This window comes from Herbaspirillum sp. C9C3 (genome assembly GCF_013359625.1).
Lineage (GTDB): Bacteria > Pseudomonadota > Gammaproteobacteria > Burkholderiales > Burkholderiaceae_D > Herbaspirillum.
Genome location: NZ_JABFMQ010000006.1, coordinates 36,797 through 57,064 on the forward strand (window position 1 = coordinate 36,797; position 20,268 = coordinate 57,064).

General features: G+C 60.6%; 16 protein-coding genes and 1 tRNA gene. 9 read left to right on the top strand and 8 right to left on the bottom strand.

Features of this window, described 5'->3' with window-relative positions; all coding sequences use genetic code 11:
* Positions 1-48: 48 nt before the first annotated feature.
* Positions 49-1,575 (bottom strand): DEAD/DEAH box helicase, encoded by a 1,527-nt coding sequence (locus HNO82_RS07910; protein WP_175343312.1) that lies wholly within the window; start codon positions 1,573-1,575, stop codon positions 49-51.
* Between the two features lie 389 nt (positions 1,576-1,964).
* The gene (fabI, locus tag HNO82_RS07915) at positions 1,965-2,747 is read right to left on the bottom strand and encodes an enoyl-ACP reductase FabI (RefSeq protein ID WP_008331118.1); all 783 of its coding nucleotides are present in this window, start codon (positions 2,745-2,747) and stop codon (positions 1,965-1,967) included.
* A gap of 372 nt (positions 2,748-3,119) precedes the next feature.
* Here fabI and HNO82_RS07920 point away from each other — a divergent pair, with 372 nt between their 5' ends.
* From HNO82_RS07920 to HNO82_RS07935, 4 genes are all read left to right on the top strand, one after another.
* The gene (locus HNO82_RS07920; RefSeq protein ID WP_175343313.1) at positions 3,120-4,946 is read left to right on the top strand and encodes an extracellular solute-binding protein; all 1,827 of its coding nucleotides are present in this window, start codon (positions 3,120-3,122) and stop codon (positions 4,944-4,946) included.
* Between the two features lie 70 nt (positions 4,947-5,016).
* Entirely contained in the window at positions 5,017-6,087 is a 1,071-nt protein-coding gene (locus HNO82_RS07925; protein ID WP_034351175.1) for a microcin C ABC transporter permease YejB, read from the top strand.
* Positions 6,084-7,130 carry an ABC transporter permease gene (locus tag HNO82_RS07930; RefSeq protein WP_175343314.1) on the top strand — a complete coding sequence of 349 codons (1,047 nt, stop codon included), beginning with the start codon at positions 6,084-6,086 and terminating at the stop codon, positions 7,128-7,130. Before HNO82_RS07925 ends, HNO82_RS07930 begins: the two co-directional genes overlap by 4 nt.
* Positions 7,127-8,716: an ABC transporter ATP-binding protein gene (locus tag HNO82_RS07935; protein ID WP_175343315.1), complete on the top strand. Its 1,590-nt coding sequence runs from the start codon at positions 7,127-7,129 to the stop codon at positions 8,714-8,716. Before HNO82_RS07930 ends, HNO82_RS07935 begins: the two co-directional genes overlap by 4 nt.
* 150 nt (positions 8,717-8,866) lie before the next feature.
* Here the strand turns inward: HNO82_RS07935 and HNO82_RS07940 are convergent, their stop codons facing one another.
* Together HNO82_RS07940 and gloB are read right to left on the bottom strand one after the other, a co-directional pair.
* Positions 8,867-10,393: a transglycosylase SLT domain-containing protein gene (locus HNO82_RS07940; RefSeq protein ID WP_008331107.1), complete on the bottom strand. Its 1,527-nt coding sequence runs from the start codon at positions 10,391-10,393 to the stop codon at positions 8,867-8,869.
* A gap of 340 nt (positions 10,394-10,733) precedes the next feature.
* Positions 10,734-11,528 (bottom strand): hydroxyacylglutathione hydrolase, encoded by a 795-nt coding sequence (gene gloB / locus HNO82_RS07945; RefSeq protein ID WP_175343422.1) that lies wholly within the window; start codon positions 11,526-11,528, stop codon positions 10,734-10,736.
* A 62-nt stretch (positions 11,529-11,590) separates the two neighbouring features.
* On the opposite strand from gloB, the gene HNO82_RS07950 reads away from it, so the two are divergent.
* From HNO82_RS07950 to HNO82_RS07970, 5 genes are all read left to right on the top strand, one after another.
* Positions 11,591-12,385, top strand: a complete 795-nt coding sequence (locus HNO82_RS07950; RefSeq protein WP_008331105.1) for a class I SAM-dependent methyltransferase — start codon at positions 11,591-11,593, stop codon at positions 12,383-12,385.
* An 89-nt stretch (positions 12,386-12,474) separates the two neighbouring features.
* Positions 12,475-12,909 carry a ribonuclease HI gene (gene rnhA / locus HNO82_RS07955; protein ID WP_034350828.1) on the top strand — a complete coding sequence of 145 codons (435 nt, stop codon included), beginning with the start codon at positions 12,475-12,477 and terminating at the stop codon, positions 12,907-12,909.
* Between the two features lie 61 nt (positions 12,910-12,970).
* Positions 12,971-13,705 (top strand): DNA polymerase III subunit epsilon, encoded by a 735-nt coding sequence (gene dnaQ / locus HNO82_RS07960; RefSeq protein WP_008331101.1) that lies wholly within the window; start codon positions 12,971-12,973, stop codon positions 13,703-13,705.
* A gap of 147 nt (positions 13,706-13,852) precedes the next feature.
* A tRNA-Val gene (locus tag HNO82_RS07965) sits at positions 13,853-13,927 on the top strand.
* Positions 13,928-14,068: 141 nt separating this feature from the next.
* Positions 14,069-15,478, top strand: a complete 1,410-nt coding sequence (locus tag HNO82_RS07970) for a DUF2130 domain-containing protein (protein ID WP_175343316.1) — start codon at positions 14,069-14,071, stop codon at positions 15,476-15,478.
* Between the two features lie 31 nt (positions 15,479-15,509).
* Here the strand turns inward: HNO82_RS07970 and HNO82_RS07975 are convergent, their stop codons facing one another.
* Genes HNO82_RS07975 through HNO82_RS07990 form a run of 4 tightly spaced genes read right to left on the bottom strand, consistent with a single transcriptional unit; the run spans position 15,510 to position 20,259 of the window.
* On the bottom strand, positions 15,510-15,773 hold the full coding sequence (locus tag HNO82_RS07975; protein WP_175343317.1) for a PAAR domain-containing protein: 264 nt from the start codon (positions 15,771-15,773) through the stop codon (positions 15,510-15,512).
* 11 nt (positions 15,774-15,784) lie between these two features.
* Positions 15,785-16,864, bottom strand: coding sequence for a DUF6708 domain-containing protein (locus HNO82_RS07980; RefSeq protein WP_175343318.1), 1,080 nt, complete (start codon positions 16,862-16,864; stop codon positions 15,785-15,787).
* A gap of 3 nt (positions 16,865-16,867) precedes the next feature.
* Entirely contained in the window at positions 16,868-19,369 is a 2,502-nt protein-coding gene (locus tag HNO82_RS07985; protein WP_175343319.1) for a T6SS effector BTH_I2691 family protein, read from the bottom strand.
* Positions 19,366-20,259, bottom strand: coding sequence for a DUF4123 domain-containing protein (locus tag HNO82_RS07990; protein ID WP_175343423.1), 894 nt, complete (start codon positions 20,257-20,259; stop codon positions 19,366-19,368). The genes HNO82_RS07985 and HNO82_RS07990 overlap by 4 nt, the downstream gene beginning before the upstream one ends.
* Positions 20,260-20,268: the final 9 nt, after the last annotated feature.

The window sequence follows — 20,268 nt, forward strand, 5'->3', positions numbered from 1 at the left end:
GCCGCTTCCAAGGAAGCGGCTTTTCAACATCAGGACAGCTTGCAGCGATCAGCGATCGCCGTAGGAGCGGCGCGGGCCATCGGCGCGGAAGCCGCCGCCGTTGTTGCCCTTGTAGCCGCCACCGCCGCCGCCTTCACGACGCGGGCCGTTGCTCGGCTTGGCGCCGCCGAAGCTGCGGCCTTCGCGGTTGCCACCGAAGCCGCCTTCACGATTGCCGCCAAAACCACCTTCACGGTTGCCACCGAAACCGCCCTCGCGATGACCACCGCCTTCGCGGTTGCCGGCGCCGAAGCGCGGGCCGCTGTTGCTGCGGCCATCACCCGGACGCCAGCCACCCGGCTTGCGCGGGCTGCGCGGTGCAGCCGACTTCTTCGGCTCGAAACCTTCGACCACATCCACCGGAATGGTCTGCTTGGTGAAGCGCTCGATGCGCTTGACCTGCATGCCTTCGGCGTGATTGACCAGCGAGATCGCCACGCCATTGCGGCCGGCACGGCCGGTACGGCCGATGCGGTGCACATAGTCTTCAGCGAACTTGGGCAGGTCGTAGTTGAACACGTGGGTGATGCCCGGCACGTCGATGCCGCGCGCGGCCACGTCGGTAGCCACCAGCATGCGCACCTGGCCGCGGCGCAGGCTGTTCAGGGTACGGTTGCGGGCGCCCTGGTGCATGTCGCCATGCAGTGCGGCGGCAGCGAAACCGGCGATGTTGAGGCGATCGGCGATGGTGTCGGCGTCACGCTTGGTGGCGGTGAAGATCACGGCCTGGTCGATGCTGGTGTCGCGCAGCAGATGATCCAGCAGGCGGTTCTTGTGCGACAGGTCATCCACGAAGTGCACGCGCTGCATGATGTTTTCATGACGGGTCGACGAGCTGGCGATCTGGATGGTCAGCGGGTTGTTGGTGATGCGCTTGGCCATGTTGCCCACGACGCCGTCAAGCGTGGCCGAGAACAGCATGGTCTGGCGGGTGGCCGGGGTCGCGGCGACGATCTTTTCGATGTCGTCGATGAAGCCCATGTCCAGCATGCGGTCGGCTTCGTCCAGCACCAGGATCTGCAGTTGCGAGAAGTCGATCTTGCCCGACTCCATATGGTCGATCAGACGGCCCGGGGTCGCCACCAGGATTTCCGGGTTGCGCGACAGCAGCTGCATCTGCTTCGGATAAGGCATGCCGCCCAGGATGGACACCACGCGCACACGGCGCATGTAGGCACCGTACTTGTCAGTGGCGGTGGTCACTTGCAGGGCCAGTTCGCGGGTCGGGGTCAGCACCAGCATCTTCGGCTGTGCCGGCTGGTAACGCGGACGCTCGCCACGGGCACGGGTAGCCTGGCGTTCCTGGTTGGGGGTACGGGCTGCTTGCGGCGCCTGCGGCAGGTCTGCCAGCTGGTGCAGCGACGGCAGCATGAAAGCGGCGGTCTTGCCCGAGCCGGTCTGCGAGGACACCAGCAGATCCTGGCCGCTGATGGCGGCGGGGATGGCCTTTTCCTGCACCGGGGTCGGGGAGGTGTAGCCTGCTTCGGTCAGGGCTTTGATGATCGAAGGGTTCAGGCCGAGTGCTTCAAAAGTCATAATCTCTTTCGTGAAAGTGAACGCCAGGCACGAGACGGGCGCACGCGAGCGCGCCGGGCATCGAGTGCCTGAACGAAAAAAAGCAACGCCAACCGACGAAATGACTATGAAAAATACAAAGAAATTTCGGCACAAAAGCTTTGCGCCGGGACGGCATCATCAAGGGATGCCAGGGGCGGGGGGCTTTTACTGGGAACTTGTCGTAATGACAGGTAAGGCTTGCGAAGCTGCTTGGACAAATACGGCTGGAAACACTGCAGGACAGATTTCACGTCCGATTCGCCTGTGCATTGGTTATTGCAATGCACAAGGCGAATCATACCCTAAAACATCGAAATTGGCACGAAGCTATTTCGAGAAACTGTCTCTTTATTGTGGGCGGTGCTTGATTATTCTGCCATTCCACCCACGACGCGGGAGAAGCCACCATCCACATAGGTGATTTCGCCGGTGATGCCCGAGGCCAGGTCGGAGAGCAGGAAGGCCGAGGCATTGCCGACATCTTCGATGGTGACGTTGCGGCGCAGCGGGGCGGTAGCGGCAACCGCCCCGAGGATCTTGCCGAAGCCCTTGATGCCGCTGGCTGCCAGGGTCTTGATGGGGCCGGCCGAGACGCCATTGACGCGCACGCCCTTGGGGCCCAGCGATTCGGCCAGGTAGCGCACCGAGGCTTCCAGCGAGGCCTTGGCCAGGCCCATGGTGTTGTAGTTGGGTACCACGCGCTCCGAACCCAGGTAGGTCAGGGTCAGCAGGGCGGCGTTGGAGGACAGCAGCGGCATGGCAGCCTTGGCCATGGCCGGGAAGCTGTAGGCGGAGATGTCGTGGGCGATCTTGAAACCTTCACGCGAGAAACCTTCCAGGAAATCGCCGGCAATCGCTTCGGAGGGGGCGAAGCCGATGGCGTGCACCAGGCCGTCCAGCTGGCTCCAGGACTTGCCCAAATCGGCGAACAGGGCATTGATCTGCTCATCGCTGCCGACGTCGCAGTCGAAAATCAGCTTGCTGTCGAATTCCTCGGCGAACTTGGTGATGCGGTCCTTGAAGCGCTCACCCACATAGGTGAAGGCCAGTTCAGCACCTTCGCGCTTGCACGCCTGGGCGATGCCGTAGGCGATGGAACGGTTGGACAGCAAGCCGGTGATCAGGATTTTTTTGCCTTGCAGAAATGCCATGTTGACTCCGTAGGGTCCGCCGCGTATTGCGTGTTTCTGCGGGGCAGAAGCAGGCGCGGCGCGGCCGGTAAATGATAGCGGCGCCGCGCAGCGGCGGCGGCCGGGATGGGACAGACCCGGATTGTAGGGGCTTGCGGCAGGCGCGGCAACCTTTGCGGCACCGGCAGGGCATGACGCGGCAAGCCAAGCAGCATTCGTCAAGTTGCTTTAATTGCTTCCCTGTAATCGCCGCTCTCTTTACAATGCCCCGACACGGAAATCGTTTCCTGATCCTGTCCCCCAGGCTGCTGGCATTCGGCCGGAGCCCATCAGGCGCGGGACTTGCTTGCCCCCGAGACATCACAGCCCACGAGAGTGCAGACAGACAACCGCATGGTCCCGCCCCTGAAGACAGCCAAGATTTTTCTCTCCTGCCTGCTGGCCGCCGCCCTGGCCCATGGCACCCTGGCATTCGCCGAGCCTGCCTTTTCACTGTATGACACGCCCAAGTACGGGCCCGGCTTTACTCATTTCGACTACGTCAATCCGGATGCGCCCCGGCGCGGCACCTTGTACCTGGCCAATCCGGACCGTCGCACCAGTTTCGACAAGTTCAATCCCATGTCGATGAAGGGCGTGGCCGCCGCTGGCCTGGACCAGCTGATGTTCGAGAGCCTGGCCGTGTCCTCTTCCGACGAAGTCGCCACCGTCTATGGCCTGCTGGCCGACGACATGAAGCTGGCCCCGGACCGCATGTCGATGACCTTCCACTTGAACCCCAAGGCGCGTTTCAACAATGGCGACAAGGTCACTGCCGAGGATGTGAAATACTCCTTCGACACCCTCATCGCCAAGGGCGCGCCCCAGTACAAGTCGGTCTTCGCCGATGTCAAGGGCTGCGTGGTGGTCGATGCCGCCACCGTGCGCTTTGACTTCGCCAGCAAGAACCACGAGTTGCCGCTGATCGTCTCCAGCGTACCGGTGTTCTCAAGGAAATGGGCACAGGGCACGCCCTTCGACCAGATCCAGCTGACCCCGCCCATCAGCACCGGCCCCTATCTGATCGAGAGCTACGACACCGGTCGCAGCATCATCTACAAACGCAACCCGGATTACTGGGGCAAGGACGTCGCGGCCCGACGCGGCATGTTCAACTTCGAGCGCATCGTCTACCGCTTCTACAAGGATGACCTGGCGCGGCTGGAAGCCTTCAAGGCCGGCGAATTTGACGTGGTCGTGGAATACAGCGCCAAGAACTGGGCGCGCAGCTATACCGGCCCGCAGTTCCGCGATGGTCGCATCATCAAGAAGGAATTCAGGCATTCCAACGGCGCCGGCATGCAGGGCTTCGTGATGAACCTGCGGCGCGACCAGTTCAAGGATGTACGCGTGCGCCAGGCCATCGGGCTGGCGCTGGATTATGAATGGATGAACCGTCAGCTGTTTTACGGCCAGTACAAGCGTATCTACTCGTTCTTCAACAACAGCCAACTGGCCGCCACGGGGGAGCCGCAAGGCGATGAGCTGGCCCTGCTGAAGTCCTTGCAGGCCAAGGGCTTCAAGCTTGATCCTGCGGTCTTCGGACCGGCGCCGGTTCCGCCCTCGACCGACCCGCCGTCTTCCTTGCGCGCCAACCTGCGCCAGGCCCGCGCGCTGCTGGCCCAGGCCGGCTGGGTCTATCGTGATGGGGCCGTGCGCAATGCCCAGGGCGTGCCGCTGTCCTTCGAGATACTCGATGACCAGAGTTCGATGTCGCGCGTCATCAGCGTATTCGCCCGCAACCTGCGTACGCTGGGCATCGACGTGGTCCAACGCAGTGCCGACTATGCGCTGGTGGCCAAGCGCATGGAAGACTTCGATTTCGACATGACCAGCGTGCGCTTTCCCGATACCAGCAGCCCCGGCAACGAACTGTTCGACATGTTCAGCTCCAGGGCCGCTGACGAAAAGGGTTCCAACAATGCCTGGGGGCTCAAGGACCCGGTGGTGGACCAGCTGGTGCAGACCGTAGTGGCCGCCGATACCCGCGCCAGGTTGACTGCGGCTGCCCGCGCGCTCGACCGTGTGTTGCTGCACAAGTACATCGTGGTGCCGCACTGGTATTCCTCCACGCATCGCATCGCCTACCGCAACCGTTTCGGTATCCCGGCGGTGGCGCCGCTCTACTACCAGGCCGATCCCTATGTGATCAGCACCTGGTGGGAGGAAAAGGCGCGGTGAGGCAAAAAATGAATGAAAAGACCAAGGCCCGCACCCGGTGCGGCGGGCAGGAACGAGGATGGTGGCAGGCATGAATATCTGGTCCTATATTTTGAAGCGGGTGCTGTTGATGATTCCCACGCTCTTCGGTGTGGTGGCCATCACCTTCGCGGTGATCCAGTTCGTCCCCGGCGGTCCGGTGGAACAGGCCATGCTGGAGATGAAAGGGCGCGGCGGTGGCGGTGAAGCCTCCGGTGGCGGCGCCGCCAGCGGTGCCTCGGCCTATCGCGGACGGCAGGGCATCGACGAGCAGCGCATCGCCGAGATCAAGCAGCTCTACGGTTTCGACAAGCCGCCGGTCGAGCGTTTCTGGATCATGCTCAAGGGTTTCCTGACCTTCGACCTCGGCAAGAGCTTCTACCACCACGGCGATGTCTGGACCCTGGTCAAATCCAAGCTTCCGGTCTCCATCAGCATCGGGTTGTGGACCTTCCTGCTGAGCTACCTGATCTCGGTGCCGCTGGGCATCGCCAAGGCGGTGCGCGAGGGCAGCCGTTTCGATACCGCCACCACCGGGCTGGTGCTGGTCGGCTATTCCATTCCCGGTTTCGTGCTGGGGGTGTTCCTGCTGGTGCTGTTTGCCGGCGGCAGCTTCGTGCAGTGGTTCCCGCTGCGCGGCCTGACCTCGGACAACTGGGCCAGCCTCTCCTTCATGGGCAAGATCACCGATTACCTGTGGCACATCACCCTGCCGGTAACGGCCTCGGTCATCGGCGCCTTCGCCGTCATCACCATGCTGACCCGCAACACCTTCCTCGAAGAGATCCGCAAGCAATACGTGCTGACCGCCCGCGCCAAGGGCTTGTCAGAGCGCAAGGTGCTGTACAAGCACGTGTTTCGCAATGCACTCATTCCGTTGGTAACCGGTTTTCCCTCGGCCTTCATCGCCTCTTTCTTCGCCGGCAGCCTGCTGATCGAAACGCTGTTCTCGCTGGACGGCATGGGGCTCCTGGCCTATGAATCGGCGATCCGGCGTGACTATCCGGTGGTCATGGGCACGCTCTATCTGTTCACGCTCATCGGCCTGGTGGTCAAGCTGGTGGGCGATCTCTGCTATGTGTGGGCTGACCCGCGCGTCCAATTCGAAAGCCTGGCGCAATGAGCATGACTACGCCCGCCACCCCCTCCCTCTCGCCCAGCCGTCGCATCTGGCTGCGGTTTCGCGCGGATCGCACCGGCTACTGGAGTCTGGTGATTTTTTCCCTTCTCTTCATACTGAGTCTGGGCGCCGAACTGATCTCCAACGACAAGCCGCTGGTGGCCAGCTACCAGGGCAGGCTGATGTTCCCGATAGTGAAAGATTATTCAGACAAGCATTTTGGCGGCGACTTCGACTCGCCCGCCGACTACCTCGATCCCTTCATCGAGCAGCAATTCCGCAAGGACGGCAACTGGGTCATCTATCCGCTGAACCGCTATGGCTACAACACCCTGAACTACTTCGCCAAGGAACCCAACCCGGCGGCCCCCTCGGCCGAGAACTGGCTGGGCACCGACGACCGCGGTCGCGACGTGTTCGCGCGCCTGCTCTATGGCTTCCGCGTGTCGGTGCTGTTCGGCATGGCGCTCACGTTCATCGGGGTGGTGCTGGGCGTGGCCGCCGGTGCGCTGCAGGGTTACTTTGCCGGACGCACCGACCTCATCACCCAGCGCCTGCTGGAGATATGGGGATCGATGCCGGAGCTGTACCTGCTGATCATCTTCTCCTCGATCTTCCAGCCCAGCCTGGGTCTGCTGCTGGTATTGCTGTCGCTGTTCGGCTGGATGAGCCTGTCCGATTACGTGCGCGCCGATTTCCTGCGCAATCGCAACCTGGAATACGTGCAGGCCGCGCGCGCCATGGGCTTGCCCAACCGCCTCATCATCTGGCGCCACGTGCTGCCCAACAGCATGACGACGGTGGTGACCTTCCTCCCTTTCCGCATGAGCGCCGCCATCCTGGCGCTGACCAGTCTGGACTTTCTCGGCCTGGGCGTGCCGCCCTCCACCCCCAGCCTGGGTGAACTGCTGGCGCAAGGCAAGAACAACCTGGATGCCTGGTGGATCGCGGTCTCCACCTTCGTGGTGCTGACCGTGACCCTGCTGCTGCTGACCAATATCGGCAACGGCCTGCGCAACGCCCTGGACGTACGGAGGAAGGCATGAGCGCCCCGCTGCTGGAAGTGAAGGATCTGACGGTACGCTTCGGCGACACCGTGGTGGTGGACCGCGTGAGCTTTGCGATGTCCCCTGGCGAGAAGTTTGCCCTGGTGGGGGAATCGGGTTCGGGCAAGACCGTGTCGTCGCTGGCGGTCATGCAGCTCAATCAGGATGCCCGCTACGAAGGCAGCATCCTGCTCGACGGCCAGGATGTGCTGAAGAAGAACGAGCGCCAGATGCAGCAGGTGCGCGGCAAGGATGTGGCGATGATCTTCCAGGAGCCGATGACGGCCCTGAACCCGCTTTTTACCATCGGCAACCAGATCGCCGAGGTGTTGATGCTGCACGAGGGTCTCCATGCGCGCGATGCGGCCAGACGCGCCGTGGCGTTGCTGGAGAAGACCGGCATTGCCGAACCGGCGCGGCGTGCGCTGTCGTATCCGCATGAACTCTCGGGTGGCCAGCGCCAGCGCGCCATGATTGCCATGGCTTTGGCCTGCAAGCCCAGGCTCCTCATTGCCGATGAGCCGACCACGGCCCTGGATGTGACCATCCAGGTACAGATCCTGGCCTTGCTGAACCAGTTGCAGCGGGAAGAGAACATGGCCGTGCTCATCATTTCGCACGACCTGAACCTGGTACGCCACTTCGCCGACCGCGTCGGCGTGATGGAAAAGGGCATGCTGGTCGAAAGCGCCAGCGTCGCCGAGCTCTTCGCCAATCCGCAGCAGCCTTATACTCGCAAGCTGTTGCAGAGCCGTCCGCAGCGCAATGCGGCAGAGATGCCGGCCGAGGCGCCTGTTGTGCTACAGGCTGAGCAACTGCGCTGCACCTATCACATCAAGCAGGGCTGGTTTGCCAAACGCGCCTTCCATGCTGTTGATGGCATCGACCTGCAACTGCGTCGTGGCGAGACCATCGGCATCGTCGGTGAATCCGGCTCCGGCAAGTCCACGCTGGGCATGGCCTTGTTGCGGCTGTCGGCGGCCAGCGTGAGTGGCAGTATCCGCTTCGACGGCGAGCCCATTTCCGAGCGCAGCAGCCGTGCGCTGCGGCCTTTGCGCTCGCGCCTGCAGGTGGTGTTCCAGGATCCCTTCGCCTCGCTTTCGCCGCGTCGCACGGTGGAGCAGATCGTCGGCGAAGGCCTGGCCCTGCACCATCCCGAGAAGACCCCCGCGCAGCAGCGCCAGGCCATCGTCGGCGCGCTGGAAGAGGTCGGTCTGACGACAGCCGCCCTGGAGCGCTATCCGCATGAATTCTCCGGCGGCCAGCGCCAGCGTATCGCCATCGCCCGCGCGCTGGTGTTGCAGCCGGAACTGCTGTTGCTGGACGAGCCGACCTCGGCCCTGGACGTGACCGTGCAGCAGCAGGTACTGCAACTGCTGGCCGACCTGCAGCGCCGACATGGCCTGGCCTATCTGTTCATCACCCACGACCTGGCCGTGGTGCAGGCCATGGCGCACCAGGTGATCGTGATGAAGGATGGCAAGGTGGTCGAAAGCGGCCCTGCCGAGCAGGTACTGCAGCATCCGCAGCAGGACTACACGCGCCGCCTGGTGGCCGCCGCCACCTACGCCGAAGCCGCGCGCTGAAGGTCTCGCCAAAAAGAAAACCCGAAGTCCGGATCAGCTCCGGGGCTTCGGGTCCATACAGACTGCAATGTTTTTCTTCTTCCGTGCTTGGGGCGCGTCTTCTTGTAGTGGGCGGTCGAGCCGCCCGGGTCTCCTCCGGTTTCCTCCGGATTATTGCTTGCGGGCGCCGTTGCCGGAGGCCAGGGTCAGCGGCTTGCCGGCCACCTTGCGGGCCGGCGGGGCTGCCTTGCGTACCGGTGCCTTGGCCGAGGCGACCTGACGTCGCGCCGGGGCGGCGCGATGGGAGGCAACGCGTCGCGGCGCCGCATGGACGGCGACGTTGGCCACGTGCAGTTGCAGGCTCTGGCCGGCTGCCAGGGTATCGTGCTTCAAGCCGTTCCATTGCTTGATCTGCGCCACGCTCACGTGGTAGCGGCTGGCGATGCCGCCCAGGGTGTCGCGCTTGCCGGCCTTCACATAGATGCGGCGGGTTTCCGGAACGTCAGGAGCGATGGCCAGGCGGGCGTTGTCGGCGATTTCCGGGGTCAGGTCGGTATCGAGGGAGGCAGTCTCTTCGTTCTTGGGCACCAGAATCGTGGAGCCGGCTTTCAAGACCATGCGCGGCGGGATCTGGTTGACGCTGCGGATGACTTCGGGAGTGGTGCCGAACTTGCTGGCGATGGTCTCGATGCGTTCGCGGGCGCTGGAGACGGTGTGCGCCGTCCAGGTTGAGAAGGCCTGGGTCCACTTGGACATGTTGGCCTTGAACTTCTCGGCATTGCTTTCCGGCAGCAGGATCTTGGTATCGTCGCCACCGATGATGACGGGGCGGTTGAACTGCGGGTTCAGCGCCTTGAACTCGTCGACCGACAGTTCAGCCAGTTGCGCGGCGACCTTCACGTCGATATTGCGGGTCTTGCCGATGGTGACGAAGTAGGGCTGGTTGTCCACCTTGGGCAGAGCGATATCGTAGGCGGCCGGATTGGCGATGATGTTCTTGACTGCCTGCAGCTTGGGTACGTAGTTGCGGGTCTCGGCGGGCATCTGCGCCGACAGCGTATTGAAGTCGATCGGCAGGCCGGCGGCAAGATTGCGGTTGACTGCGCGCTGCACCGAGCCCTCGCCCCAGTTGTAGGCTGCCAGCGCCAGTTGCCAGTCGCCGAACATGCCATAGAGCTTCTGCAGATAGGTCAGCGCGGCATCGGTGGAGGCCAGCACGTCGCGGCGCTCGTCGGTAAACATGTTCTGCTTGAGGTTGTAGTCACGCCCGGTGGAGGGAATGAACTGCCACATGCCCGCTGCCTTGGCGGTGGACAGTGCCTCCGGATTGAAGGCCGATTCGATGAAAGGTAGCAGCGCCAGTTCGGTGGGCATGCCGCGCTTTTCCAGCTCCTGCACGACGTGGAACAGATAGCGCGAGGCGCGCACCGTGGTGCGCTGGATGTAGTCGGGACGGGAGCTGTACCACTGGGTCTGGCTCTCCACCAAGGCATTGTCCAGATCGGGAATCCCGAAGCCCTTGCGAATGCGCGTCCAGATGTCGATGTCGTTCATCCCCGGCAGGGCATTGCCGGCCAGTTCGGGATTGATCGCATTGAAGGGGGCGGGGTAGATCGAGATATCGTTGGCGTGGGAGAGCAGCGGGGTACCAGCGCAGAACAGGGCGGCAATGGCGAGTTGTTTCAAAGTACGCTGCATGTGGGCGATATCCTGTACCAGAGGCAAAAGTTTGCGTGCGGCGCTTCCGTTGCAGAGCTGTGATTAAGCTCGACACCTCCTGCCGGCGGAGTCCGGATCAGTCCGATCACGGGCGCGTGCAGGTTGACGGTAATGCAAGGTCGGAAGCTGCGAGTCTCCCCGGCGTGGTGCAGAGTGGACAGCGTTCGTAAAACTTCGTAAAAACGCTGGTGCCCATTTTGGGGAATTGAAGGAGTGTACGAAAGACCCTTTTCGGCAGTCAAGCAAAAATTGGCCTCTGTTACAAAGCCAAGTCCTTGATTTGGCAGGAATTTGCTCCTGAACGTCTGTCAATATCCCCTTATCTGTAGGTATTTTTCCATTCGCGCAGGGCTGCGAAGCTGCTAACGTCGTCCAACTGCGCCAAACGACCTGCCTTTTGCAGCGATTCGAGGATTTCCTTTTCGCCGGTGCGCAGGAAGGGGTTGGTGGCGCGCTCCAAGGCGATGCTGGTCGGTACGGTCGCCTCCCCGCGTTCGCGTCTGGCACGCTCGCGCAGGATCCGTGCGGTCAGCGCTTCATTGCCGGGCTCGACCTCGGCAGCGAACTTCAGATTGGAGAGGGTGTACTCATGGGCGCAATACACTTGTGTATCGCCGGGCAGGCTGGCGAGCCTGGTCAGTGATTGGACCATCTGTGCGGGCGTGCCTTCGAAGAGGCGCCCGCATCCTCCTGCAAAAAGCGTATCGCCACAGAACAGCAGGCCTTGATCTGCCGCGTAATAGGCAATGTGACCGAGCGTGTGGCCGGGTACGTCGATGACCTGCAGCGACAGGCCCAGGGAAGCAATCTTCACTTCGTCATTCCCGTGCAGCGGGATCGTCATGCCCTTGATGCGGGAATGCTCGCGCGCCGGGCCATAGACGGGGATGTTCGGGAAGGCGTCGCTGACGGCACTGCGCGCCAGCTCAAGCACACCGCCGACATGGTCAGCATGGTGATGAGTCAGTAGAATAGCGGCCAATGTCAGGCCCTCGGCCTGCAATGCGGCCAGGACGGGGACCGCGTCGCCGGGGTCGACCACGGCGGCATGGCGGCCGTCATGGATGATCCACAGGTAATTGTCGTCGAACGCCGGTACGGCCAGGACGTCCAATGAAGTTTTCTGATCTGCTTGAGCTGGCTGGGCTGGCTGGGTCATGAGGCGCGAAAGAAGAGATGGCTGACAAGGCTGACACTGCAGTGACTGCGAACAACGCCGAAATTATAGACTTGGCCGCCTGGTTGCAGACGCCTATCGGCGACTATCTGCGCCAGTGGGAGCAGCGCCATCTCAATGCCCTGACGGCGGACATCTTCGGCTTCAACGCCGTGCAGATCGGTTCACCCCAGATCCACGCGCTGCAGGCCAACCGCATGCCCTATCGCTGGCTGGCCGACAAGCGCATGCCGGTGGAAGGCCAGTCCGAGCTGGAAATCCCGCAGGTGGTGACGCCGGACTTCGGCGAACTGCCTTTCGCCACGCAGAGCCTGGACCTGGTGGTGCTGCCGCACGTGCTGGAGTTTGCCGCCGAGCCGCATCAGGTACTGCGCGAGGTGGAGCGGGTCTTGATTCCGGAAGGGCAGGTCATCATCTGCGGCTTCAATCCCAGCAGCCTGTGGGGCATGCGCCAGGCTGCCGGCCGCCTGACCGGTGCGCATTTCCTGCCGCAGGATGGTGAATTCATCCGCCTGCCGCGCCTGAAGGACTGGCTCAAGTTGTTGAACATGGAGGTCAATCGCGGCCACTTCGGCTGCTACGCCCCGCCCTGCGAGACCGCGCAATGGCTGGACCGCTTCGGCTTCATGGAAAAGGCCGGCGACCGCTGGTGGCCGTATTTCGGCGCGGTCTACATCGTCCAGGCCATCAAGCGGGTGCCGGGCATGCGCCTGATCGGCCCGGCGTTGCAACGCCAGAAGCTGAAGGCCCCGCGTGGCGTGCCGGTGACCAATCGCATCCACAAGACCGACTGAATCTACGGGCCTTGCAGCGAGATCAGGTATCATCGCGGCCCGCTTATCATGCGCCAATGTGCATGGGCAAACCGATTGAAGTGAAGAGTATGGACAAAGTAGAGATCTATTCCGATGGTGCCTGCAAGGGTAATCCTGGTCGTGGCGGCTGGGGCGCGTTGCTGGTGGCCGGTGGCAAGGAGAAGGAAATCTTCGGTGGCGAGCCCAACACCACCAACAACCGCATGGAGCTGATGGCGGTGATCCAGGCGCTCAATGCCTTGAAGCGCCCCTGCGAAGTGGTGGTGCATACCGACAGCCAGTATGTGCAGAAGGGCATCAGCGAGTGGATCCACGGCTGGAAGGCGCGCGGCTGGAAGACCGCCAGCAAGGAGCCGGTCAAGAATGCCGACCTGTGGCAGGCGCTGGACGCCGCCCAGCAGCAGCACCAGGTCGAGTGGCGCTGGGTGCGCGGGCACAATGGCCACGCCGGCAACGAGCGCGCCGACCAGCTGGCCAATCGCGGCGTGGACAGCATAGGCTGAGCGGGGCGGTTTTTTCTTTCATATCAGTGTTTTAGCAGCATCAACATCAGCAGGAGCAAGCATGCGTCAGATCATCCTCGATACCGAAACCACGGGCCTTTCGCCGCGCAACGGCAACCGCATCCTGGAAATCGGCTGTGTGGAGGTGCTCAATCGCCAGCTTTCGGGCAAGAATCTTCACTTCTACATCAATCCCGAGCGCGACTCCGAAGAAGGCGCGCTGGCCGTGCACGGCCTGACCACCGAGTTCCTGGCTGACAAGCCGACCTTCAAGCAGATTGCCGCCGAGTTCCTGGACTATGTGCGTGGTGCGCAGATCATCATCCACAATGCGCCCTTCGACGTCGGCTTCCTGGATGCGGAGCTGGCCTTGCTGGGCCTGCCGCCGTTCAAGGAGCACGTGGCCGATGTGGTGGACTCCTTGCAGATGGCCAAGGAACTGCACCCGGGCCGTCGCAATTCGCTTGATGCGCTGTGCGACCGCTACGGCATCTCCAACGCCCATCGCGTGCTGCACGGTGCGCTGCTGGATGCGGAGTTGCTGGCCGAAGTGTATCTGTCGATGACGCGCGGGCAGAACTCGCTGACCATGGATCTGGGTGCCGAGGAAGAGGTCAGTGAAGGCGAGGGCAAGCTGGAGCTGGCGCCGCTGGCCGAAGTGATCGTGGTGACGGCCAGCGAGGAAGAACTGGGCCTGCATGAAGACGTGCTCAACCAGCTTGACAAGGAAGCGCGCGGCAGCTGTGTGTGGCGCTTCGAACCGCCGCCACCGGAGGCGGCCGCTGAAGCGGCGTGAGGCTGATGTTGGTCAGGTCTTTGTCGTCATCCGGCAGCGCTTTCGATAAAAAATGAAGAATTATTTACGAAGCACTTGCACAGGTCGAAAAACGTTGGCATAATCTCGCTTCTCGATTAGTTCTGCAGCAACAAACCAGTCAGGTAAGGAAGGTTAGCTCAGTGGTAGAGCACTGCATTCACACTGCAGGGGTCGCAAGTTCAAACCTTGCACTTTCCACCAAATTCAGAAAAGCCCGCCTTGTGCGGGCTTTTTGCATTCCTGCCTTTCCTGCCGATTTTCTTTCCTCGTTTTCTCTCTCTGCACCGCGGGCGCGATCCGTTAAGCTAGCGGTCATCTGACAAGAACAGGACCCGAGCATCCATGCACGACATCATCTGCCCCCACTGCGGCAAAGCCTTCAAGATCGATGAGGCCGGCTATGCCGACATCCTCTCGCAAGTGCGCGACAGTGCCTTCGAGCAGCAATTGCACGAGCGCCTGGAGCTGGCCGAGCAGGACAAGCGCAACGCCATCGCGCTGGCGAGCGCCAAGGCCGAGGCGCAATTGCAGAAGGCCGCAGCCGCGCGTGATGCCGAGATCCAGGAATTGAAGGCAAGGCTGGAAGCCGGTGAAATGGCGCAGAAGATGGCCGTGGCCGAAGCCATGGCCAACGTCGAGCGCGAGCGCGACAAGCTGGCCAATGAACTCGAACAGGCCAGAAAAGAAAAGCTCGCCGACCAGCAATTGGCCGAGGCTCGCCTCGCCGGGCAATTGCAGCAGACCGTCAGTGAGAAGGATGCCGAGATCCAGGCATTGAAAGCGAAGATGGATTCCATCGCGCTGACCCAGAAGCTGGCCGTGAACGAGGCCGTCGGCGTGGTGGAGAAGGAGCGCGACGAACTCAGGAACAACCTGATGCGCGCCGAGCTGGAAAAACAGCTGGCCGAGAAATCACTCAAGGACAAATACGAGACCCAGCTCAAGGACCGCGAAGACATGATCGAGCGCCTGCGCGACATGAAGGCGCGGCTATCGACCAAGATGGTCGGCGAGACGCTGGAGCAGCATTGCGAAACCGAGTTCAACCGTATCCGCGCCACCGCCTTCCCGCGCGCGTATTTCGAGAAGGACAACGATGCGCGCAGCGGCAGCAAGGGTGACTACATCTTCCGTGATACGGATGAAGCCGGCACCGAGATTGTCTCCATCATGTTCGAGATGAAGAATGAGAACGATCACACCGCCACCAAGAATCGCAATGAAGACTTCCTAAAGGAACTGGACAAGGACCGTCAGGAGAAGGGCTGCGAATACGCCGTCCTGGTTTCGATGCTGGAGCCGGAGAGCGAGCTGTACAACACCGGGATCGTGGATGTCTTCCACCGCTATCCGAAGATGTACGTGGTACGTCCGCAGTTCTTCATTCCCATCATCACGTTGCTGCGCAATGCTGCGCTCAACTCGCTGAAATACAAGACCGAGCTGGCGCTGGTGAAGGCGCAGAACATCGACATCACCAACTTCGAATCCGAGCTGGACACCTTCAAGGCGGCCTTCGCCAAGAACTACGACCTGGCCTCGCGCCGCTTCCAGACGGCCATCGATGAGATCGACAAATCCATCGACCACTTGCAGAAGACCAAGGAAGCCCTGCTCGGTACTGACCGCAACCTGCGTCTGGCCAATGACAAGGCGCAGGATGTGACCATCAAGCGATTGACGCGGGGCAATCCAACCATGGCGGCCAAGTTTGCGGAGCTCAAGAAGGAGCAGTCTGACGACGGGCAATGATGGTCTGGTTGCTGGTGACAGCTTCAGCTTTTTACAGTGAAGCGATCAGGGTGGCACCGCAGGCGGTGGTATCTCCGTGATAGGCCACCTGCTTGCCATGATGCTTGCGGGTGCTGCCGCCGCCATCGGGCTGGATGGCGAACTGGCCCTTGCACTTGGGGCAGAATGTCATGTCTGCTTCGAGTGCGACGGCTTTGCCCATGGCTTTGAGCGAGTCGCAGGCGGAAATGACTTCGCCGCCGTGGGAGGTTTTGTCGCCGAGGCGGATCACGGCTCGGCCTTGATGGTCTTTCATGGGCGCTTTCATTATCTTGTTGGGGGAGGGATGTCTTTGGCCCAAAGTAGAGCGTTAAGAGCAGGATTCTTTTCGCCAGACCAGTTTTTCATTTCTCGTTTATCGCCATCAGGATATTCGCCACGATCAATAGTGTGGATAGTTTCTGCCCAACCCACGGGAGTGTTCCCGGACGGTTGATCGAATGGATCGTCAGGCTCAATGACGCTGACCTTGGCTACCGCGTCAGGCCAGATTGGATCGCGGCAGGTCCAGAGTGCCATCAGGCGGTGGCTGGTCATCAGCAGGATGGCCGGTATCATCACGATACGATAGGCAGCACTGGCGCGCATGCCGAAGTCATACATGCAGAACAGGAAGCTCTCCAGCATGTTCTCCTTTTCCTTGAAGAAGAGCAGGGGCTTGGGTAACTCCGCCGGGCCGTGATTCATGTACCAGCACCAGTAGTTCCACTGAGAGAGAAGATCTTCCAGGCACTCGTCCTCCTCCCATTTTCGCCCTAGTGCGAATGCGCGGACTACGTTGCTATTCTGATCAATCTCGTAGTATCGAATATGGTAGACGTGTCGGCGATCAACCATTCTGCGGTGGATGCAGAAGATCGAATTTTCATTCCAGGGAACCTCCCATGTGATATCGCCCTCGCCTGATCTGGCGAAGAATCTACGACGGCGGATGGCGTAGATTTTTTTCTCTTTGCGATTGAAGCGAATGGGGCGGCGGGTTAGTGAAAAGAATTCGTCTTGGCCGTATTTGAAAGCCATACATCCGAAAGCTGAAATTGAGCCTATGACTAATATCATCGTCATGATCAGGTGACTGTCAAACGTATTGTTTGAGTTTTGTGTAACACTGTGGCCATGATAAAGAGATGCAATGATTCCAAAGCAGGCAGCAAGTATCCCGCCTGCTAGCCATTGGCGGTCTCTATAAGGTTGGTCTGTTACATCCATGTAGGTCGAATTGATTTTGAAGATCGTCGATGAGTCTTTGCGTTCAGGACCGACAGGTCTTTCGATATCGAGGCGGTGCATCAGATCCCATTCAGGAATTGGCTGCCCTGCTTTGAATTGAAATATACGTTCATCCATAGTTCATCCTTCCGTCGCCTCGCGAAATGCTTTCAATTGCGAGTCAAATGAGTTGTACTTTTCGCCGGAGGAAAATTCACATCGTGAAATCCAGCTCTTTAATGCGCTTGGGCTGTTATTCGCAATTGCAATTCCTAAGACGATTGAGACAAGGAAGAGAGGCCAGGTTATTGCACCTATCGAGACATAGATTGCAATCGAGAGAGCTATTCCTAATGAGCCATTAATGAAATAGAGCTTGGCAAGCTCTTTGTCTCCATTCATTTCCGCATTTTGTGCATTGACGAAGATATCGTATGCTCCCGCGCCGATTCCTGCGAGCATCCCGAAAAATCGAGCTCCTTTTAGTATTCTTCTGGAAATTTTTTCGCCCGCTGCCCATTGCCTCCGTAGAAACGCTCCCAATGGATGCTCTATCGATTGGTCAACACTCAACGCAGCCATTTCTACAATGGTTGCTGTCAGGCTAACGATCGCCAGCACTGCTTTGAGGCGTGTTTCCTGTTGGTTGAATTGGTCGCTATTGGCCAGATCCTTCATCGCAAAATTCAGCGCCACCATCTGCACGATCATGGTCGCAACACCGAGCCTGAAGTCTCGAGGCGAGCCGGAGCCAAGCCACTTCTGCGTCATCGCGACACCCGGAAGTCCAATCCCCTTGATGGTCCCCGGCACGATGCGCCCCTCCTTCTCCAGTCTGGCGATATCCAGTTCATAGACGAAGTGCTTCTGCACCTTGGCTTGCTTGACTGCTCTGCCGGCTTCCTTGCGTGCATCGGTTCGGGTCTGCTGTCGCGCCGTCTCCAGTTTGATGCCTTGCTCTTTCGCTTGTGCGATTGCCCATCTCGCCACATCGACACTGCTCATGTTGCTGACCTTGATGGCAACCCCCGACATCAACTGAAGATGAACCTGCGCCAGTCCCTTTGCCAGTGCGCTGCCACTCTCACTGATGGCCTTGGCGATGACATTGCCCGTGGTCAGCGCCAGGCGGTCAATCAATTGTTCCGCATGCCCCTGGTTGTGCAATCGCTCAACAGCACCCTTGTAGATGTTGAGGATGTTCTCGATCTGGACATCGCTGCCCTTGATTTGTACCTCGGTGGCCGCAATGATATCGGCCTGATTGAGCAACAAGGCGCGACCATACAAATTGCGCGTGTCCTTGAGATTGCCGCTGGAGATCCATTGGGTGAGCTGTTCGATGCAGGGCTTGGAGCAGGCAGCCTTGCCGATACATTGCGACATCGATTCGCTATAGGCATAGCCACTGAGGATGTCGGCATCGTCATGAACACCTTCCATCCAGTTCGCCAATTGTTCGCTCTTGAGCCAGCCAAGATGTGCCATCACCAGCTGCAAGAGTTGCGGCTCGAATTCCTTGAGCGCAGCCTCGTAGATCGGAGGAAAAGCCTTCAGCCGTGCTTCATCCAGAGTTGGCCTGCCATTGTCATGGGTCAAGTCATACCATGCCTCGTCTTCCGCTGCCTGCTGACGACCGGCCAGATCTACGCCATACTTTTTCCGCCTTTCCTTCTGCTGCTCGGCGTAGCGTCTTGGGCCGCCCGCCTTTATCACCGCGAACACGGTCTTCGCACTGTTGTAGGTGTCGCCATCAGGAAAGGTGGCCGAGATCTCGGCAACGTTGTCACTGAACTCAACGTCCTCCCGAGCCTCTTTGCGCACGCATTTTTCTGTAATCGCCAACAGGTCGGCAATCATCCTGGACTGGTGCATCTTCTCATCGAACCCGGCCTGCAGGTCCGGTATCGTCAATTCACTCAAGTCATTGGTCATGCCTACCGGATCATTGAGAGCAGCGATGTAGCCCTTGTGATGCGGTCCATGTTCGGCCATGATCGCCTTGAAGCGCACGGCCGTGGCGAGCTTGCGTGTTTCGGATTCAACGGGCGCATTGCTGAAGGCATAGGCCTTTTTCATCGCAGCTTCTTCTGCCACGAAATGCGCTACCTTGTCCGCGCTCGCGTTGAACTCCGCAGTGTGCGCTGCACCGCCCGCCAGCATCGCGGCAACGTCAATACACTGCATGTGCTTCCTGCGCCAACCCGCTTCACTGACTTTCTTGATCAGGGTCTTGGTCCACTGCACATTGGACCAGCCTATCCAGAAATTGCCGGCCGGGTCGGCTGCGGTGTGGGAGATATCGACACAATAGGCCCGCACCAGCTCGCCGGGATCAATGCACGCAAAGCGGATCTTCGCCGGATGGGGGGCGTTGTACTCCAGCGGATAATTCCAGAGATGCCCGGTCGGCATGACCACATAAGCCTTGAGTCGCCTCCGCTTCTCGTCATAGGTGTAGAGATAGCCGGGACGTAGCGCACGCAAGGTGTATTTGGCTGCGCCGATGGACTGTGGCGCACCCTCGATTCTGAAATTGCCGGACAAGCCCGGCACGCCAGCCGCGCCGTAAGGACTGGCCACGGCATAACGGACCGGATAGATCAGCAAGCCTTTCTTGTCGCAAAAATTGCATCCGTTCATTGTGCTGCTCCTTTGGCAGGGGACATCAGATGGCGCAGGGCTTCCATCTGCCGATAATCGTCAGGGCCCAGGCGCTGCAGCAGGGCGCTCCAGCTGATCTGCCCACTGGCCAGCGCTGGCCAGGCTTCGTACAGGTGGGGGTGGTCGAGAAACGCGTTGTCATAACGCAGGCAATGCAGGGCGTATTCCCTCAGTTCGTCCGGATCGCTGAGCTTGAGTACCTGCCGCCCGCGCACCAGGGCCAGATCGGCGCGTCGCTGATACAGCAGGATTTCAGGCGGTGTACATCCGGCAAGCTTGTCCGCCAGTGCGCGCAACATGCTGTTGAGCACATCGCAGTGCGCCAGACTGCTCCACTGGTTGGTGCCAGGCCAGGCCGGTCGGCTGCCGCCCAGTACCTCGATTTCTTCACCGGGGCCGGCCACGCTCCACCAGTGACCGCACCATGGAAAACGCCACTGCGTAATCGGTCCCAGCAAGGCGCGGGTCTGTTCATCCGAGAACAAGTGCATGGTCAGCGCAAAGACACGGGGGTCGTAGTAGCGCCAATAAGTCTCCCGCCCGTCCAGGCCGACCCCGATCAGGAAGCGTGTGAGCGCGCGCATGAGCCGCTCAGGGTCGGCTTCAGTCCCCAGCCAGGCACACAGTAGCGGCGGTTCATCGGCATGGGGAGCACATCGCAGCGCAGTGTTCAGGTACTCCTGCTGGGCCGCAGTGAGTCCGCTGATATTGATAAGGCGCGGCGTCAGCTCGTCCGCATCCCGGAGCCGGGCGACCTCGCACACCTGCATGGGCAAGTCATGTAATGGCGAGCGGGGATCCAGATTGGCCGGTTCCACCAGCACATGGCCCGTGGTGATGAGTTCAGCGGGAAGCGCAATGGCGTGCATGTGATCCAC

Coding starts and splice junctions, on each gene's coding strand:
- HNO82_RS07925 (WP_034351175.1), top strand. CDS start 5,017: ATGAATATCTGGTCCTATATTTTGAAGCGGGTGCTGTTGATGATTCCC.
- HNO82_RS07990 (WP_175343423.1), bottom strand. CDS start 20,259: ATGCACGCCATTGCGCTTCCCGCTGAACTCATCACCACGGGCCATGTG.
- HNO82_RS07950 (WP_008331105.1), top strand. CDS start 11,591: ATGGCTGACAAGGCTGACACTGCAGTGACTGCGAACAACGCCGAAATT.
- rnhA (WP_034350828.1), top strand. CDS start 12,475: ATGGACAAAGTAGAGATCTATTCCGATGGTGCCTGCAAGGGTAATCCT.
- HNO82_RS07985 (WP_175343319.1), bottom strand. CDS start 19,369: ATGAACGGATGCAATTTTTGCGACAAGAAAGGCTTGCTGATCTATCCG.
- HNO82_RS07975 (WP_175343317.1), bottom strand. CDS start 15,773: ATGAAAGACCATCAAGGCCGAGCCGTGATCCGCCTCGGCGACAAAACC.
- HNO82_RS07910 (WP_175343312.1), bottom strand. CDS start 1,575: ATGACTTTTGAAGCACTCGGCCTGAACCCTTCGATCATCAAAGCCCTG.
- HNO82_RS07920 (WP_175343313.1), top strand. CDS start 3,120: ATGGTCCCGCCCCTGAAGACAGCCAAGATTTTTCTCTCCTGCCTGCTG.
- HNO82_RS07980 (WP_175343318.1), bottom strand. CDS start 16,864: ATGGATGAACGTATATTTCAATTCAAAGCAGGGCAGCCAATTCCTGAA.
- HNO82_RS07940 (WP_008331107.1), bottom strand. CDS start 10,393: ATGCAGCGTACTTTGAAACAACTCGCCATTGCCGCCCTGTTCTGCGCT.
- fabI (WP_008331118.1), bottom strand. CDS start 2,747: ATGGCATTTCTGCAAGGCAAAAAAATCCTGATCACCGGCTTGCTGTCC.
- HNO82_RS07935 (WP_175343315.1), top strand. CDS start 7,127: ATGAGCGCCCCGCTGCTGGAAGTGAAGGATCTGACGGTACGCTTCGGC.
- dnaQ (WP_008331101.1), top strand. CDS start 12,971: ATGCGTCAGATCATCCTCGATACCGAAACCACGGGCCTTTCGCCGCGC.
- HNO82_RS07970 (WP_175343316.1), top strand. CDS start 14,069: ATGCACGACATCATCTGCCCCCACTGCGGCAAAGCCTTCAAGATCGAT.
- HNO82_RS07930 (WP_175343314.1), top strand. CDS start 6,084: ATGAGCATGACTACGCCCGCCACCCCCTCCCTCTCGCCCAGCCGTCGC.